Raw genomic sequence first — 14,092 nt, 5'->3', positions numbered from 1 at the left:
GTAGTATAGGGGGACAATAAGGGTCGAACACGCGGCATGCAACGACGGCATGCCGATCGTGTGCGCGCGGTCACATTGCAGCGCCGCGACGGCCAAACGAATCGGTCGAAACGGCATGCGTTGCGCGCCCGATGCACGCCGTCACGCAGCGCGCAAAACCGAAAAGTTGCGAACCTCGCCGCCTGCCACGCGGCACACGCAAAAAAATCTGCAAACGCCCCTCCCGCAGCGCGGGTCGATCTGAGAAGATAGCGCCCCGCTTTCGCACGACATCGCTGTTTCGTTCACGTGCCGCTTCACGTTTGCTTGTCTCGCTCCCTATGGCATCACACAACGCACATCATGCGTCCGGCTTCGCGGCCGGCGTCGCCGCCGCCGTCCTCGTCGCGCAAACCGGCGCCACCGGCCCCTGGCACACCGGCATGCTCGCCGCGTTCGTCGCGGGCGTCGCCGGCGGCACCGCACCCGACTGGCTCGAAGTCGCCTGGTGGACCCGCAAGCGCCGCCTGTGGATCACGCATCGCACCGTCACGCACTGGGGCATCGGCTGGGTCGCGCTGCTTGCGCTCGGATGGCACGGGCTGACTCATCATCCGCATCCGCTGTGGGCCGCACCGCTGTTCGGCTTCGCCTGCGGCGGCGTGATGCACCTGCTCGCCGACTGGCCGAACCCGCTCGGCGTGCCGTGGATCTGGCGGCGTCACTCGCTCAACCTGTGGAACAGCGGGCATTGCGACCTGATCGTCGTGGCCGCCGCCTGGGGCGGCACGCTGTGGCTCGCGCAATCGCTGTGGTCGCGCGCGCCGCTGCTCGAACACTGGCTCGGCTGGCTGCATCGCGTTTAGTTGCAATCCGTCGCCATTCGACGCGAAGAATGGCACGCAACTTTCGGTTCGTTGAAAGCGCGCCGCGAGCCCCCATCTGAAGATGAATCGTCGATAGGCCTGCCCGGCACGCACCCGCGACGTCTGGCACACTGACGATTCGATTCATGCGCGGTTCGCCCGCGCACTCGCACCCCATTTCAACGCTCCGATGGACGTCACCGCTACCCGCCCTGCCGCCCGTGCGCTCGACGTGTTCCACCCGGCCGTGGCCGCGTGGTTCCGCCGCACGTTTGCCGCGCCGACCGGCGCGCAGGCGCTCGCGTGGCCCCACATCAAAGCCGGCCGGTCGACGCTCGTCGCCGCGCCGACCGGCTCCGGCAAGACGCTCACCGCGTTCCTGTGCGCGCTCGACGATCTGGTGCGCGATGCGCTGGCGCACGACGGCACGCTGCCCGATGCCACGCTGGTCGTCTACGTGTCGCCGCTGAAGGCGCTGTCGAACGACATCCACGTGAACCTCGACGCGCCGCTCGCCGGCATCGCCGAATCGCTCGCGCAACTCGGCCTGCCGGTGCCGGCGATCCGCACCGCGGTGCGTACCGGCGACACCACGCAGGCCGAGCGTGCCGCACTGCGCAAGCGCGCGCCGCACATCCTCGTCACCACGCCCGAATCGCTGTACGTGCTGCTGTCGTCCACCTCCGGGCGGCAAATGCTGTCGAACGTGCGCTCGGTGATCGTCGACGAGATCCATGCGCTCGCGTCGTCCAAGCGCGGCAGCCATCTCGCGCTGTCGCTCGAACGCCTCGATGCGCTGGCCGGCCGCGCGCTGCCGCGCATCGGGCTGTCGGCGACGCAAAAGCCGATCGACGCGGTCGCGCGCTTCCTGGTCGGCGGCCCGGCCGATGCGCCGCGCGACTGTACGATCGTCGACACCGGCCACACGCGCGAGCGCGACCTCGCGCTCGAACTGCCGAACGTGCCGCTCGAACCGGTGATGGCCACAGACGTGTGGGAACAGGTGTACGACCGCATCGCCGGGCTCGCCGCCGCGCATCGCACGACGCTCGTGTTCGTCAACACGCGGCGCACCGCCGAGCGCATGGCGCGCCATCTCGCCGACCGGCTCGGCAAGGATGCGATCGCCGCGCATCACGGCAGCCTGGCCAAGGAACACCGCTTCGATGCCGAGCAACGCCTGAAGCGCGGCGAACTGAAGCTGCTCGTCGCGACCGCGTCGCTTGAACTCGGCATCGACATCGGCGACGTCGATCTCGTCTGCCAGGTCGGCTCGCCGCGCGGCATCGCGCCGTTCCTGCAGCGCGTCGGCCGTTCGGGGCACCACGTCGGCGGCGTGCCGAAGGGGCGCCTCTTCCCGCTGTCGCGCGACGAGCTCGTCGAATGCGCGGCACTGCTCGACTGCGTGCAACGCGGCGAACTCGACGCGTTGCGGATTCCCGAAGCGCCGCTCGACGTGCTCGCGCAGCAGATCGTGGCCGAAGTCGCGTGTGCGGAGTGGCAGGAAGACGCGCTGTACGCGAGCTTCACGCGTGCCGCGCCGTACGCAAGGCTGACACGCGAGCGCTTCGACGAAGTGATGAAGATGCTCGCCGAAGGCTTCACGAGCCGTCGCGGCGTGCGCGGCGCGTACCTGCATCGCGACGTGGTCGGCGGCACCGTGCGCGGGCGCCGCAATGCGATGATGACCGCGACCACGTCGGGCGGCACGATCCCCGACATGGCCGACTACGCGGTCCTGCTCGAACCGCAGGGCATCCAGGTCGGCACCGTCAACGAGGATTTCGCGATCGAAAGCGTGGCCGGCGACGTGTTCCAGCTCGGCAACCAGTCGTACCGGATCATTCGCGTGGAAACGGGCCGCGTGCGCGTCGAGGACGCCCAAGGCCAGTCGCCGAACATTCCGTTCTGGCTCGGCGAGGCGCCGGGGCGCAGCGACGAACTGTCGGCGGCGGTCGGCCGGCTGCGCGCGCGGCTCGACGGGCTGTTCGCCGACGGCGACCGGCTGGCCGGCGAAGGCGCCCGCGCCGGTGGGCGCAAGCGTGCGGCCGGCCAGGCCGCGAGCGACGCGAAACCCGATGCGACAGCCGAAGCGGGCACCGCGCTCTCCTCCGCCGAAAGCCGCCTCGCGCCCGCCTTGCGCTGGCTCGTCGACGCGCTCGGCCTGTCGCCGGACGCCGCGCGCCAGATCGTCGACTACCTCGCCCGTGCCCGCGCCGCGCTCGGTGCGCTGCCCACGCAGGACACGCTCGTGATGGAGCGTTTCTTCGACGAATCGGGCGGCACGCAGCTCGTGATCCACTCGCCGTTCGGCAGCCGCATCAATCGCGCCTGGGGGCTCGCGCTGCGCAAGCGCTTCTGCCGCAGCTTCAACTTCGAGCTGCAGGCCGCCGCGACCGACGACGCGATCATCCTGTCGCTGTCGCTCGCGCACAGCTTCGCGCTCGACGACGTGTGGCGCTACCTGCGTTCGGCCAGCGCCGAGCACGTGCTGGTCCAGGCGCTGCTCGACGCGCCGATGTTCGGCGTGCGCTGGCGCTGGAATGCGACGACCGCGCTTGCGCTCCCGCGCTTCACCGGCGGCCGGCGCACCGCGCCGCAACTGCAGCGGATGAAGAGCGAGGACTTGCTCGCGACCGTGTTCCCCGATCAGGTCGCGTGCCTCGAGAACATCGTCGGCGAACGCGAGATTCCGCACCACCCGCTCGTCGACCAGACACTCGACGACTGCCTGCACGATGCAATGGACACCGACGGCTGGCTCGCGCTGCTGCGCCGGATCGAAAGCGGCGCGATCGAGCTCGTCGCGCGCGACCTGCCCGCGCCGTCGCCGCTCGCGGCCGAAATCCTGAACGCGAAGCCCTACGCGTTCCTCGACGACGCGCCGCTCGAGGAGCGCCGCACGCAGGCCGTGCAGTCGCGCCGCTGGAGCGACCCCGAATCGGCCGACGATCTCGGCGCGCTCGACGCCGACGCGATCGACGCGGTGCGCGACGAAGCCTGGCCGCTCGTGCGCGACGTCGATGAAATGCACGATGCGCTGCTCACGCTCGCGTGCATCACCGACGGCGAAGCGCACGCACACGCAGGCTGGCCCGACCTGCTCGCGGCGCTCGCCGAACGCCGCCGCGCGACGAAGCTCGTTACGCCGGGCGGCGCCGTGCTGTGGGTACCGGTCGAGCGGCTCGTGTGCGTGCGCGCGCTGCATCCCGATGCGCGCCCGACGCCGGCGCTCAAGGTACCGGCCGCCTGCGCACAGCCATGGGACGCGGATGCGGCCCTCGTCGACGTGACCCGTGCACGGCTCACGGGCTTCGGGCCGCTCGCGCTCGACGCGATCGCCGCACCGCTCGGCCTGCCGGCTTCGGCGATCGCGACGGCACTCGCTGCGCTGGAGCGCGAAGGCTACGTGATGCGCGGCCGCTTCACGCCCGGCGCGACGACCGACGAATGGTGCGAACGTCATCTGCTTGCGCGCATTCATCGCTATACGGTAAAGCGGCTGCGCCGCGAGATCGAACCGGTCGAACGCGCCGATTTCATGCGCTTCCTGTTCCACTGGCAGCACCTGACACCCGACACGCGCGGCACGGGCCGCGACGCACTCGCGGCCGTGGTCGAACAGCTCGAAGGCTACGAGGCCGCGGCGAGCGCGTGGGAAGACGCGCTGCTGCCCGCGCGGCTGACCGACTACATGGCCGGCGGCCTCGACGAGCTGTGCCGCTCGGGCAAGCTGGTCTGGACACGCATCGGCGCACCCGCACGGGCGGCCGGCACGCCCGTGAAAACGACGCCGATCGTGCTGCTGCCGCGCCGCCATCTTTCCGCCTGGCAGGCGCTGCGCGATCCCGATGCGCAACCGGCGCTGTCGGCACGCGCCACGCAGGTACGCGAGGCACTCGCCGCGCACGGCGCGATGTTCTTCGATGCCTTGCTCGACGACCTGCACATGCTGCCCGTCGAGCTCGAGCAGGCGCTCGGCGAACTCGTGTCGGCCGGCCTCGTGAACGCGGACAGCTACGCCGGCCTGCGCGCGTTGCTGAAACCGGCCGTGAAGCGCGGCGCGACCTATGCACCGCGCACGCGACGCGGCGGCGCGCTGATCGGCGGGATGGACGACGCGGGCCGCTGGGCACTCGTGCAGCGTCACGCGCCGCCGGTCGACGGCCCCACGCCGAAACGCGGGCCGGCCACGACCGATCCCGACGCACTCGAACACATCGTCTGGACGCTGCTGCGCCGTTACGGCGTCGTGTTCTGGCGGCTGCTCGAACGCGAGGCCGACTGGCTGCCGAGCTGGCGCGAACTCGTGCGCGTGCTGCAACGGCTCGAAGCGCGCGGCGAGATTCGCGGCGGACGTTTCGTGGCCGGACTCGCCGGCGAGCAGTTCGCGCTGCCCGAGGCCATCCCGATCCTGCGCGAACTCAGGCGGCAACCGGGCGACGGGCAATACGTGTGCGTGACGGGCGCCGACCCGCTGAACCTCGCCGGCACGCTGCTGCCCGGCGACAAGGTGCCGGCGCTGGCAGGCAATCGCGTGCTGTTCCGCGACGGCGTGCCCATCGCGTCGCTCGTGTCGGGCACGTTCCACTATGCGCCCGACCTGTCGCCCGGCGCGCGCGAGGACGCGCGCCTGCGGCTCGCGCGCCACTGCTGACATCGGCTGACACGCACGTCACACGGACTACTGATCGCCACGCCGCATTGCCGCGATCGTTCCGGTAGCATCGAGCGACTGACCGCGCGGGCTTTGCGCGCGATCACCCGCACACAACAAGCCTTCCGGAGACTGCCGCTCATGTCGTCGCATGCCGATTCGCCCGCCGCTCGTCACGCGGGCTCATTGACCATTTTCCAGGGCGCCGCGCTGTATATCGGCGCCGTGCTCGGCACGGGCGTGATCGCGCTGCCCGCGCTTGCCGCGGAGGTCGCGGGCCCGGCCTCGCTGCTTGCATGGGCCGCACTCGTCGTGCTGTCGGGGCCGCTTGCGGCCACCTTCGCCGCGCTCGGCGCACGTTATCCCGATTCCGGCGGTGTCTCGACCTACGCACGGCGCGCATTCGGCCCGAAAGCCGCGGCCATCGTCGGCTGGTGCTTCTATTTCGCGGTGCCGGCCGGCGCACCGGCCGCCGCGATGTTCGGCGGCGCCTACGTCGCGGCCGTCACGGGCGGCGGGCACACGACGATCATCGTCACGGCCGCGGCGCTGATCGCGACCGTGTCGGCCGCGAACGCCTTCGGCGTCACCGTATCGGGCCGCATGCAACTCGTGCTGTCGGCGCTGCTCGTCACGCTGCTGCTCGCCGCGGTGCTGGCGTCCGCGCCGCATGCGCGCTCCGCGAACCTGCAGCCGTTCGCCCCGCACGGCTGGCTCGCGGTCGGCCAGGCCGCCGCGCTGCTGGTATGGAGCTTCGCCGGCTGGGAAGCGATCACGCATCTCGCGGCCGAATTCCGCCGGCCCGCGCACGACATGCCGCGCTCGGCCGGTATCGCGGTCGTGGTCGTCGGGTTCCTGTACCTGTCGGTCGCCGCCGCGAGCGTGATGGTGCTCGGGCCGTCGGCCGGCGCATCAGGGGCGCCGCTCGCCGAGCTGATCGCGGGCGGTATCGGCGGCCATGCGCAGGTGCTGGCGGCGGCCGCCGCGCTGCTGCTCACGCTCGGCACGATGAACGCGTATTTCGCGGGCGCGGCCAAGCTCGGCGCGGCGCTCGGACGCGACGGCGCATTGCCCGCTTGGCTCGCGCAGGGCAGCCAGGTCGGCGGCGTGCCGCGCCGCAGCCTCGGCGTGATCGCCTTGCTTGCAGCCGTCGCGCTGGCCGCGACGACGCTCTCGGACGTCGGCCCCAAGCCGCTCGTGCTCGTCACGTCCGGATGTTTCGTGATGGTGTACGGGCTTGGCGCCGCGGCCGCGTTGAAGTTGTTGCCGCGCGGCGGGATCGCGTACCGCTGCGCGTGGGTTTCGCTGGTCGCGGTCGCCGGGTTGTTCCTCACGACCGGATGGTATTTCCTGTGCCCGCTGCTGCTCGCGGGCGCTGCGCTGCTTTATCTGCAGGTGACCGCGTCACGCAAATGACCCGGGGCAAGCGGGCCGACGCGTGCCCGCTTGTGGCCGGCCGCCTGCGAAGGGCGCCGTCCCGAACGCCGGGCGCGACGACTTCACGCCGGTCAGGCCGGCACCAGCGCGAAACTGAGCCGCTTGCCGAGTGCGGCGGCCGCGCTCGCGAGCGTCGCCAGCGTGAGGCTCGTGTCGGATTCGTCGAGCAGCCGGTTGAGCGCGGCGCGACTGGTTTTCATCCGCGCCGCCATCGCGGTTTTCGTGATGTGCTGCGCCTTCATTTCCTCGCCGATCTGCCACGCGATCACGCGCTTGATCGCGGTCGCGGTGGCCGCCTCGAGATTGCCTTCCGCCTCGAGGAAGGCGTCGAAATCGCTGCCGATATACGGGTTGTTCGTGGTCGTCATGTCGTACTCCAGTGCAGGGCGTTGCCGGCTGCCCGACCGTCGAGGCGAGGCATTCCGGCGCAACCGGGGAATTCAGGTGGCGTGCGCCAGCGCTTTCAGGCGCGCGACGGTGACGGCAAGATCGTCCGGCGGCGTGGCCCGCGACTGCTTGAAGAAGCCGTGCAACAGGACCATCGTGCCGCCGGAGACCGTGAACAGCACGCGGGCACTCCGCCCCGGCAGCATCACCCGGATCTCCCACAGATCCTTCGCCATCTTCCGGACCAGCGGCATGCCGAGCGGCCAGCCGAGCTGCACGGTCTTGATCTCCTCGCCGATCGCCCTTCGCTCCGCTTGCCCGAGCGCGTTGAGCCATTCGCGCACCGGCTCGTTGCCACGGGCCGTGCGGAAGAACCGCACGCCGAGCGTGACCTGGATCTGCTGTCTCGCCATCGTCTTGTCGCCGATCGTACCAAAAACGGTACGATATGCCAAGCACCATGTGGATCGCTACTGGCCGAATGGCCGATCCGGCCGCGGGAAAACGGATCGCATCGCACGGCCCGTGCAGCCCGACGGATCAATCGCCGTTGCGGGCTGGCTTGCGCGCGGGACGTGGCGCGCGGTGCGCGCCCGCCTCGCCGAACCGCGACCGCGCGATGTCGCGCACCGCGTCGATCAGCGTTCGCGCAACCGGCGACGGCTGCGCATCGGTACGCAGCACGAGCCCGACCGGCTCGTCGGTGCCCGCGGACGGCAGCGGCAGGCGCGCCAGCGCACCGGCCGACAGGTCGTATTCGGCTGCATAGAGCGGCACGAACCAGACTGCGTCGTTCTCGAGCGCCAGCGCGCGGGCGACCGATACCGACAGCACCTCGATGAACGAATCCAGCGGCGGTGCGCCGCATGCGCCGAGCAGTTGCTCGGCCGACTGCCGGATCAGCGTGCCGAACGGCGGCAGCACGACCGGATAGCGTGCGAGTTCGGCAGCGGGCGCCGCGCTCGCGAGCAGCGGATGCCCGGCCCGCACCACCGCGACGAGCGGCTCGTTGTACAACTGCTCGAACGCGAGCCCGATCATCCGCTCCGGCTCCGACAGGCGCCCGATCGCGCACTCGATCGCGCCGGATTTCAGGCGCTCGAGCAGATCGGCGTTCGCGGCCGTCGCGATCCGCACGACGACGCGCGGCCAGCGTGCGGCCAGCGCCTTCATCAGCGCGGGCGCGAGCGAGGCCGCGACGGTCGGCAGCATGCCGATTTCGAGCGTCGCCGCGGCGGCCCCGCCCTCGCGCGCGAGCAGCCCGACGCCTTGCCGCAATGCCAGCACGCAGGCGTTCGCGTGCGGCATGAACAACCGCGCTTCGCGGGTCGGCTGTGCACCCTGCCGGCCGCGTTCGAACAGCTTCACGCCGAGGATCGCCTCCAGTTCGGCGATCGTCTTCGACACGGCCGGCTGCGTGATCGACAGGCTTTCGGCGGCCTTCTGCACGCCGCCCAACTGCGCGACCGCGAGAAAACACTGCAGGTGCCGGAACTTGACGCGGCCGTCGGCGATACGATTATTCATAACGGGCGGTTATGCAGATGACGATGAAATGCCATTTTGCATAACTTTCCGGATAGCCCCAAGCACTCGGCGCGATATCACGTGCCGCGTCGCAGCGCGTGGAACCCCGCCGGCTCCCAGATCCGCTTCGCGATCAGCAGGCCCGTGCCATGCTTCTGCCCGAGCGGCGCGGACGACGATTCCGCATGCAGCGCGGCCGCCTTGTTGCGCAGCCGGCGCAACTCCAGTTCGAGCTCCGCGGCGGCGGCCTCGGTCAGCATCCCTTGCGAGAACGTCATCGTCTCGCCGGCGCCGTCGAAGCGGCTGTCGAGAAAATCGCCGAGCGCATGCGCATGGAAGTACCGGCGGATCGGCCCGCCCGGCAGCCAGTCGAAGTCGCGCGCGACGCGCACGCGAATCCGGTCGCCCGGCAGCAGCGCGACGACGTTCATCCGGTCGAGCATCAGCAGGTATTTCACGCACTCGGCCTTCGTCACCTGATAGGCCGACACGATGTCCTGCACGGTCCAGTAGTTGATCGCGCAGACGGCCACGAGCAGCAGTTTCTCGTCCGACACGAGCAGCGCCTCCTGCTGTTCGGTCAGCACGTGCAGCCGCGGCGCCGATACCGACGCCTCCTGCACGAGCTCGGCCAGCGTATAGCCGAGCAGTTGCGCGATCTCCGCCAGACGCTCCAGCGTGAATCGGCCGCTGGCGAACAGCCGTTTCACGCTCGTCTCGGAGACGTCGAGCGCCCGCGCGACGTCGCGGTAGGTCATGCCCTGCGCCTTCAACTGGCGCTTCAGCGTGTCGATGAGTTGGGCGGTTTCGGTCATTTTGGTATCGAAAAATGATGCTTCAGGTCGAATATTAGGCTACTCGCACAGGCAAATTAACACTTATCGTTACTTGTCCGCATAATCCGCTCCGTCCTGTCACTCGACGACGAAGCCGAAATGACCACCCGAACCGAAACCGCCGCGTACCCACCGCATGACACAGCCCCGCGCGAGGCACGCGACACCGATCGCACGTTGCCGCTTGCGACCGTCCGCACGCTGGCCGCCGGCGCGCATGTCGGCGATCTCGTATTCATCCGCGTGCCGGCAAGGGCGCCGAGCGACGCGGCAGGCACGACGGCTTCGGCGGGTGCGTGGACCAACCGCTTCGGCATCGTCGTCGATACGTCGGGCGACGAACCGGTGATCGCCGAATCCGCTGCATTGGCGTGGACGAAGCTCACGCCGCTGTCGCGCTTCGTCGCCCATACCGAAGGCGGGCGCATCGCGCTGGCGCGCCGTATCGCGGCGCCGTCGGCCGACGCTCAGCGCCAGACGCACGCGATGGCCGAACAGCGCATCGACGCACTGCTCGGCCATCGCTTCAACCCGCGGGTGCGGCGCGGATTCTGCGCGCAATACGTATTCGACGTGCTGGGTGCCGAGCGGACCGCGACGCCGGCCGCGCTGTTGCGCAGCGACGCGCTGTCGCTCGAATTCGACGGGATCGTGTTCGATCCCGCCCGCCGCTGACAACGGGCGCGCTCAGGGAGACCGCATAACGACAAGAACAAACGACAAAAAATAGCGACGGGCTGGCTGGAGGGCCGTGCACGGGGTCGTCATCGACGACGCGAAGCCCGATCGCTTTCATCCGCCGGACAGGCATCCTGTCCGGCGGATTTTTCATGGGCGTGTCGTCCATAACGAATGGTTATGCGTCCGACGAAAAAAGGTCATTTTGCATAACTTTCCGGATTGGCTAAAGTCATGCCATCCACTTTGCGAAAAACCTAACAGGAGACGCCCGATGGATTCCCCCACGATCCTCACGCCGCGCGACTGGCCGTCGCATCCGGCCTATGTCCACCCCGAGTACCGCTCGTCGGTGAAACGCGGCCCGACCCGCCCGCTGATCCCGCTGAAAGAGAAGCTGCGCGACCAGTACGCGCCCGTCTACGGCGCCGAGGATCTCGGCGCGCTCGACCACGACCTGACGAAGAACGCCGTGAAGAACGGCGAGCCGCTCGGCGAGCGCATGGTCGTCACGGGCCGCGTGCTCGATGAAGGCGGCAAGCCCGTGCGCAACACGCTCGTCGAGGTGTGGCAGGCGAACGCGGCCGGCCGCTACGTGCACAAGGTCGACCAGCACGACGCGCCGCTCGACCCGAACTTCCTCGGCGCCGGCCGCTGCCTGACCGACGACGAAGGCCGCTACCGCTTCCTGACGATCAAGCCCGGCGCGTATCCGTGGGGCAACCATCCGAACGCGTGGCGCCCGAATCACATCCACTTCTCGCTGTTCGGCGATTACTTCGGCTCGCGTCTCGTCACGCAGATGTACTTCCCCGGCGATCCGCTGCTCGCGTACGACCCGATCTTCCAGGGCACGCCCGAGGCCGCGCGCGATCGCCTGATCTCGCGCTTCTCGATGGACATCACCGAAGAAGGCTATGCGCTCGGCTACGAATTCGACATCGTGCTGCGCGGCCGCGACGCCACCCCGATGGAGCGCTGAACCATGACGACGCTGAAGCAAACCCCTTCGCAGACGGTCGGCCCGTACTTCGCGTACGGCCTGTGCCCGCAGCAATACGACTATGACCTGAAGAGCCTGTTCACGCCGACGATCGCCGCGGCGCACGCCGAAGGCGAGCACGTGCTGCTGGTCGGCCAGGTGTTCGACGGCGACGGCAACGTCGTCGGCGACGCGGTGCTCGAATTCACGCAGGTGGACAGCGCGGGCCGCTACCCGGCCTCGCGCGCCGACATCGCGGCCTCCGGCTTCACGGGTTTCGCGCGGGTCGGCACGGGCACCGACGCGCAACAACGCTTCGTCGTCGAGACGGTGAAGCCGGGCCGCATCGCCGCCGACGAGGCACCGCACATCAACGTGACCGTGATGATGCGCGGGATCCTCACCCATGCGTTCACGCGCGTGTACTTCGACGACGAAGCCGCGGCGAACGCCACCGACCCCGTGCTGAACGCGGTGCCGGCCGAGCGCCGCGCGACGCTCGTCGCGAAACGCGACGCGCAACCGGGCCGTCCGGTCGTCTACCGCTTCGACATCCGCATGCAGGGGCCTGACGAAACGGTGTTCTTCGACGTTTGACGCTTGCGCCGGCACAGGCCGGCGTCGCACGCAACCGCCCGCCGCGTGGCGCGATACCGACAGGCATCGCATCACGCGGCGTTTTTCATGCGCCGTCGCCATCATTCGATGATGCGTCGCATCGTGGCGCGTGGCGGCCGCGAATGCCTGTTGGCCGTGGCGTCTTGCCCCGACTTCAAACGCGTGATCGAAACGCATGCTGCGACCGCACATGGATCGTCGAACCAACGGGATATCGTTTGCGCGTTATGCGGCGTATCCTTCGTTATCTGCAACGAGCAACAAGGATTAAATCTGAAGAGGCAACAATTACACAGGTAATGCGCGAAACGGCCCAACGGGTTGTTCGCGCATTTTTTTCTGACCGAGTGCCTTTAAACGCGTCCGACCGAATTTGGCGGGCGCGTATTTTTTTGCGGTTGCGGCCGGCTAGCGCCGAATCTCCAGATACCGGCTCGGCGTATCGCCGAGGATGCGGCGGAACGCCGACGTGAACGCGCTTGCGCTCGCATACCCGAGATCGAGCGCGACGCGCGTCACCGGCTGCCCGTCGGTCAGGCGGGCAATCGCCGCGAGCATGCACACCTGCTGGCGCCACGCGGCAAAACTCACGCCCGTCTGCGCGCGGAACTGCCGCGTGAACGTCCGCCGGCTCACGCCCGCGTCGGCCGCGACCTGGTCGAGATCGGCCGCGATCGACGGCGACGCGAACAGGTGCCGGCACACTTTCGCGAGCCTTGCATCGGACGGCAGCGGCGCATGCAGCGACAGGCGCGGCATCGTCGCGATTTCCGCGACCAGCAGGTCCATCAGCTTGCCGGCACGCCCGTCGACGTCGTACAGGGCCGGCAGGTCGATCGCGTCGTCGATCAGTTGCCGCAGCAGCGGCGACACGCCATAGACGCCGCACTGCCCGGGCAAACCGGCCGCCTGCGCGGCATCGGCGGACACGAACGTGTTGAGCATCGTGACCGGCCCGGTCATCGTCATTTCGTGCCGCACGCCGGCCGGCACCCAGCACGCGCGCTGCGGCGGTACCAGCCAGCGCCCGTGCGGCGTCGACACGCTGATCGTGCCGCGCGACGCGAACGCGAATTGCCCGCGCCCATGCGCGTGCTCCGGAAACGTCGTGCCGGCCGCATAGTCGTTGGCGGTCACGACCACGCTCCGCGGAAGGTGTTCGTAGGGATCTAGCAGCGTATTTCTCACGGCCCGAATTCCATCATCAATGACCCGATATCGAAGGCGGGTCGCCTTCGATCGATCTACGATCCGCTCCACCGTTGCGCGACCTCTCGGCCGCAAGACCCGTCGGCCTGATCGGCCGGATTGCAACCTCATCGGAGCGGACATGCCGAATACGTTTCATCGCGTGGGGGAGGGCCCCACCCTGTTCTCGTGCTGCACGGCTGGTTCGGCGACGCCCGCGCATTCGACCCCGTCGAAGCGTGGCTGTCGCGCGAGCATTTCAGTTATGTCTTCATGGACTACCGAGGCTACGGCCGCATGCGCGACGCACGCGGCGACTATACGATCGACGAAATCGCCGCCGACACGCTCGCGCTCGCCGACGCGCTCGGCTTCCCGACCTTCAGCCTCGTCGGCCATTCGATGGGCGGCATGGCGATCGAGAAGATCGCCGCCATCGCGCCCGACCGGGTGCGCGCGCTGGTGCCGATCGCGCCCGTGCCGTGCGGCGGCCTGCCGTTCGACACCGCACGACGCGCGTTATTCGAGCGCGCCGCCGACCACGTCGCCGATCGCCGAACCATCATCGACCGCAGCACCGGCAGCCGCCTGCCCGCCGCCTGGGTCGAGTGGAAAGCCGCGTATTCGGCAGCCTGTTCGTCGGCGCAGGCTTTCGGCGCGTACTTCCGCGCGTGGGCCGATACGGATTTCAGCAGCGAGATCGCCGGTACGCATCCGGTCAAAGTGCTGATCGGCGAACACGATCCGGCGTTCGACGCGGCGCTGATGGCCCGCACCTACCTGCGGCGCTATCCGCTCGCGACCGTCGACGTGCTGCGCAACGCGGGCCACTATCCGATGAACGAGACGCCGCTCGCGTTGGTCGCGGCGATGGAAGCGTTCCTGCTCGCCGCGATGGCCCGCCCCGCCGTCGTCGACTGACCGGCCGCACGCACGC

General features: G+C 69.2%; 11 protein-coding genes and 1 pseudogene. 7 read left to right on the top strand and 5 right to left on the bottom strand.

Annotated features, from left to right (window positions below; genetic code table 11):
• Positions 1–320 precede the first annotated feature (320 nt).
• The 3 genes from VXM69_RS07440 (at position 321) to VXM69_RS07430 (ending at position 6,918) form a co-directional block, all read left to right on the top strand.
• Complete coding sequence (locus VXM69_RS07440) at positions 321–845, top strand: metal-dependent hydrolase (protein ID WP_034191578.1); 525 nt, start codon at positions 321–323, stop codon at positions 843–845.
• 190 nt (positions 846–1,035) lie between these two features.
• On the top strand, positions 1,036–5,502 hold the full coding sequence (locus tag VXM69_RS07435) for a DEAD/DEAH box helicase (protein WP_367188348.1): 4,467 nt from the start codon (positions 1,036–1,038) through the stop codon (positions 5,500–5,502).
• A gap of 141 nt (positions 5,503–5,643) precedes the next feature.
• Positions 5,644–6,918 (top strand): APC family permease, encoded by a 1,275-nt coding sequence (locus VXM69_RS07430; RefSeq protein WP_034191580.1) that lies wholly within the window; start codon positions 5,644–5,646, stop codon positions 6,916–6,918.
• Between the two features lie 92 nt (positions 6,919–7,010).
• On the opposite strand, the gene VXM69_RS07425 is transcribed toward VXM69_RS07430, so the two are convergent.
• From VXM69_RS07425 to VXM69_RS07410, 4 genes are all read right to left on the bottom strand, one after another.
• Positions 7,011–7,307 (bottom strand): XRE family transcriptional regulator, encoded by a 297-nt coding sequence (locus VXM69_RS07425; RefSeq protein ID WP_034191581.1) that lies wholly within the window; start codon positions 7,305–7,307, stop codon positions 7,011–7,013.
• Positions 7,308–7,379: 72 nt separating this feature from the next.
• A complete protein-coding gene (locus VXM69_RS07420; protein WP_124669396.1) occupies positions 7,380–7,739 on the bottom strand; it encodes a type II toxin-antitoxin system RelE/ParE family toxin in 360 nt (119 codons plus the stop codon).
• A 127-nt stretch (positions 7,740–7,866) separates the two neighbouring features.
• On the bottom strand, positions 7,867–8,853 hold the full coding sequence (gene pcaQ / locus VXM69_RS07415; RefSeq protein ID WP_034191582.1) for a pca operon transcription factor PcaQ: 987 nt from the start codon (positions 8,851–8,853) through the stop codon (positions 7,867–7,869).
• Between the two features lie 77 nt (positions 8,854–8,930).
• Complete coding sequence (locus VXM69_RS07410; RefSeq protein WP_034191583.1) at positions 8,931–9,668, bottom strand: helix-turn-helix domain-containing protein; 738 nt, start codon at positions 9,666–9,668, stop codon at positions 8,931–8,933.
• Positions 9,669–9,788: 120 nt separating this feature from the next.
• On the opposite strand from VXM69_RS07410, the gene VXM69_RS07405 reads away from it, so the two are divergent.
• The 3 genes from VXM69_RS07405 to pcaG all read left to right on the top strand — a co-directional run bounded on the left by VXM69_RS07405 (position 9,789) and on the right by pcaG (position 11,946).
• The gene (locus VXM69_RS07405; protein ID WP_034191584.1) at positions 9,789–10,364 is read left to right on the top strand and encodes a YiiX/YebB-like N1pC/P60 family cysteine hydrolase; all 576 of its coding nucleotides are present in this window, start codon (positions 9,789–9,791) and stop codon (positions 10,362–10,364) included.
• Positions 10,365–10,641: 277 nt separating this feature from the next.
• The gene (gene pcaH, locus VXM69_RS07400; RefSeq protein WP_006489685.1) at positions 10,642–11,349 is read left to right on the top strand and encodes a protocatechuate 3,4-dioxygenase subunit beta; all 708 of its coding nucleotides are present in this window, start codon (positions 10,642–10,644) and stop codon (positions 11,347–11,349) included.
• Positions 11,350–11,352: 3 nt separating this feature from the next.
• Positions 11,353–11,946 (top strand): protocatechuate 3,4-dioxygenase subunit alpha, encoded by a 594-nt coding sequence (gene pcaG, locus VXM69_RS07395; protein WP_034191585.1) that lies wholly within the window; start codon positions 11,353–11,355, stop codon positions 11,944–11,946.
• Positions 11,947–12,375: 429 nt separating this feature from the next.
• Here pcaG and VXM69_RS07390 read toward each other — a convergent pair whose 3' ends face one another.
• A complete protein-coding gene (locus tag VXM69_RS07390) occupies positions 12,376–13,155 on the bottom strand; it encodes a helix-turn-helix domain-containing protein (protein WP_034191586.1) in 780 nt (259 codons plus the stop codon).
• Positions 13,156–13,297: 142 nt separating this feature from the next.
• Between VXM69_RS07390 and VXM69_RS07385 the strand changes: the two are divergent.
• Positions 13,298–14,076 (top strand): annotated as a pseudogene (locus tag VXM69_RS07385) (alpha/beta fold hydrolase).
• Positions 14,077–14,092 lie beyond the last annotated feature (16 nt).

This window comes from Burkholderia sp. Ed8, assembly GCF_040761425.1.
Classification (GTDB): domain Bacteria; phylum Pseudomonadota; class Gammaproteobacteria; order Burkholderiales; family Burkholderiaceae; genus Burkholderia; species Burkholderia seminalis.
This window is presented reverse-complemented; position numbering and strand designations above follow the sequence as displayed.

Coding starts and splice junctions, on each gene's coding strand:
- VXM69_RS07440 (WP_034191578.1), top strand. CDS start 321: ATGGCATCACACAACGCACATCATGCGTCCGGCTTCGCGGCCGGCGTC.
- VXM69_RS07435 (WP_367188348.1), top strand. CDS start 1,036: ATGGACGTCACCGCTACCCGCCCTGCCGCCCGTGCGCTCGACGTGTTC.
- VXM69_RS07430 (WP_034191580.1), top strand. CDS start 5,644: ATGTCGTCGCATGCCGATTCGCCCGCCGCTCGTCACGCGGGCTCATTG.
- VXM69_RS07425 (WP_034191581.1), bottom strand. CDS start 7,307: ATGACGACCACGAACAACCCGTATATCGGCAGCGATTTCGACGCCTTC.
- VXM69_RS07420 (WP_124669396.1), bottom strand. CDS start 7,739: ATGGCGAGACAGCAGATCCAGGTCACGCTCGGCGTGCGGTTCTTCCGC.
- pcaQ (WP_034191582.1), bottom strand. CDS start 8,853: ATGAATAATCGTATCGCCGACGGCCGCGTCAAGTTCCGGCACCTGCAG.
- VXM69_RS07410 (WP_034191583.1), bottom strand. CDS start 9,668: ATGACCGAAACCGCCCAACTCATCGACACGCTGAAGCGCCAGTTGAAG.
- VXM69_RS07405 (WP_034191584.1), top strand. CDS start 9,789: ATGACCACCCGAACCGAAACCGCCGCGTACCCACCGCATGACACAGCC.
- pcaH (WP_006489685.1), top strand. CDS start 10,642: ATGGATTCCCCCACGATCCTCACGCCGCGCGACTGGCCGTCGCATCCG.
- pcaG (WP_034191585.1), top strand. CDS start 11,353: ATGACGACGCTGAAGCAAACCCCTTCGCAGACGGTCGGCCCGTACTTC.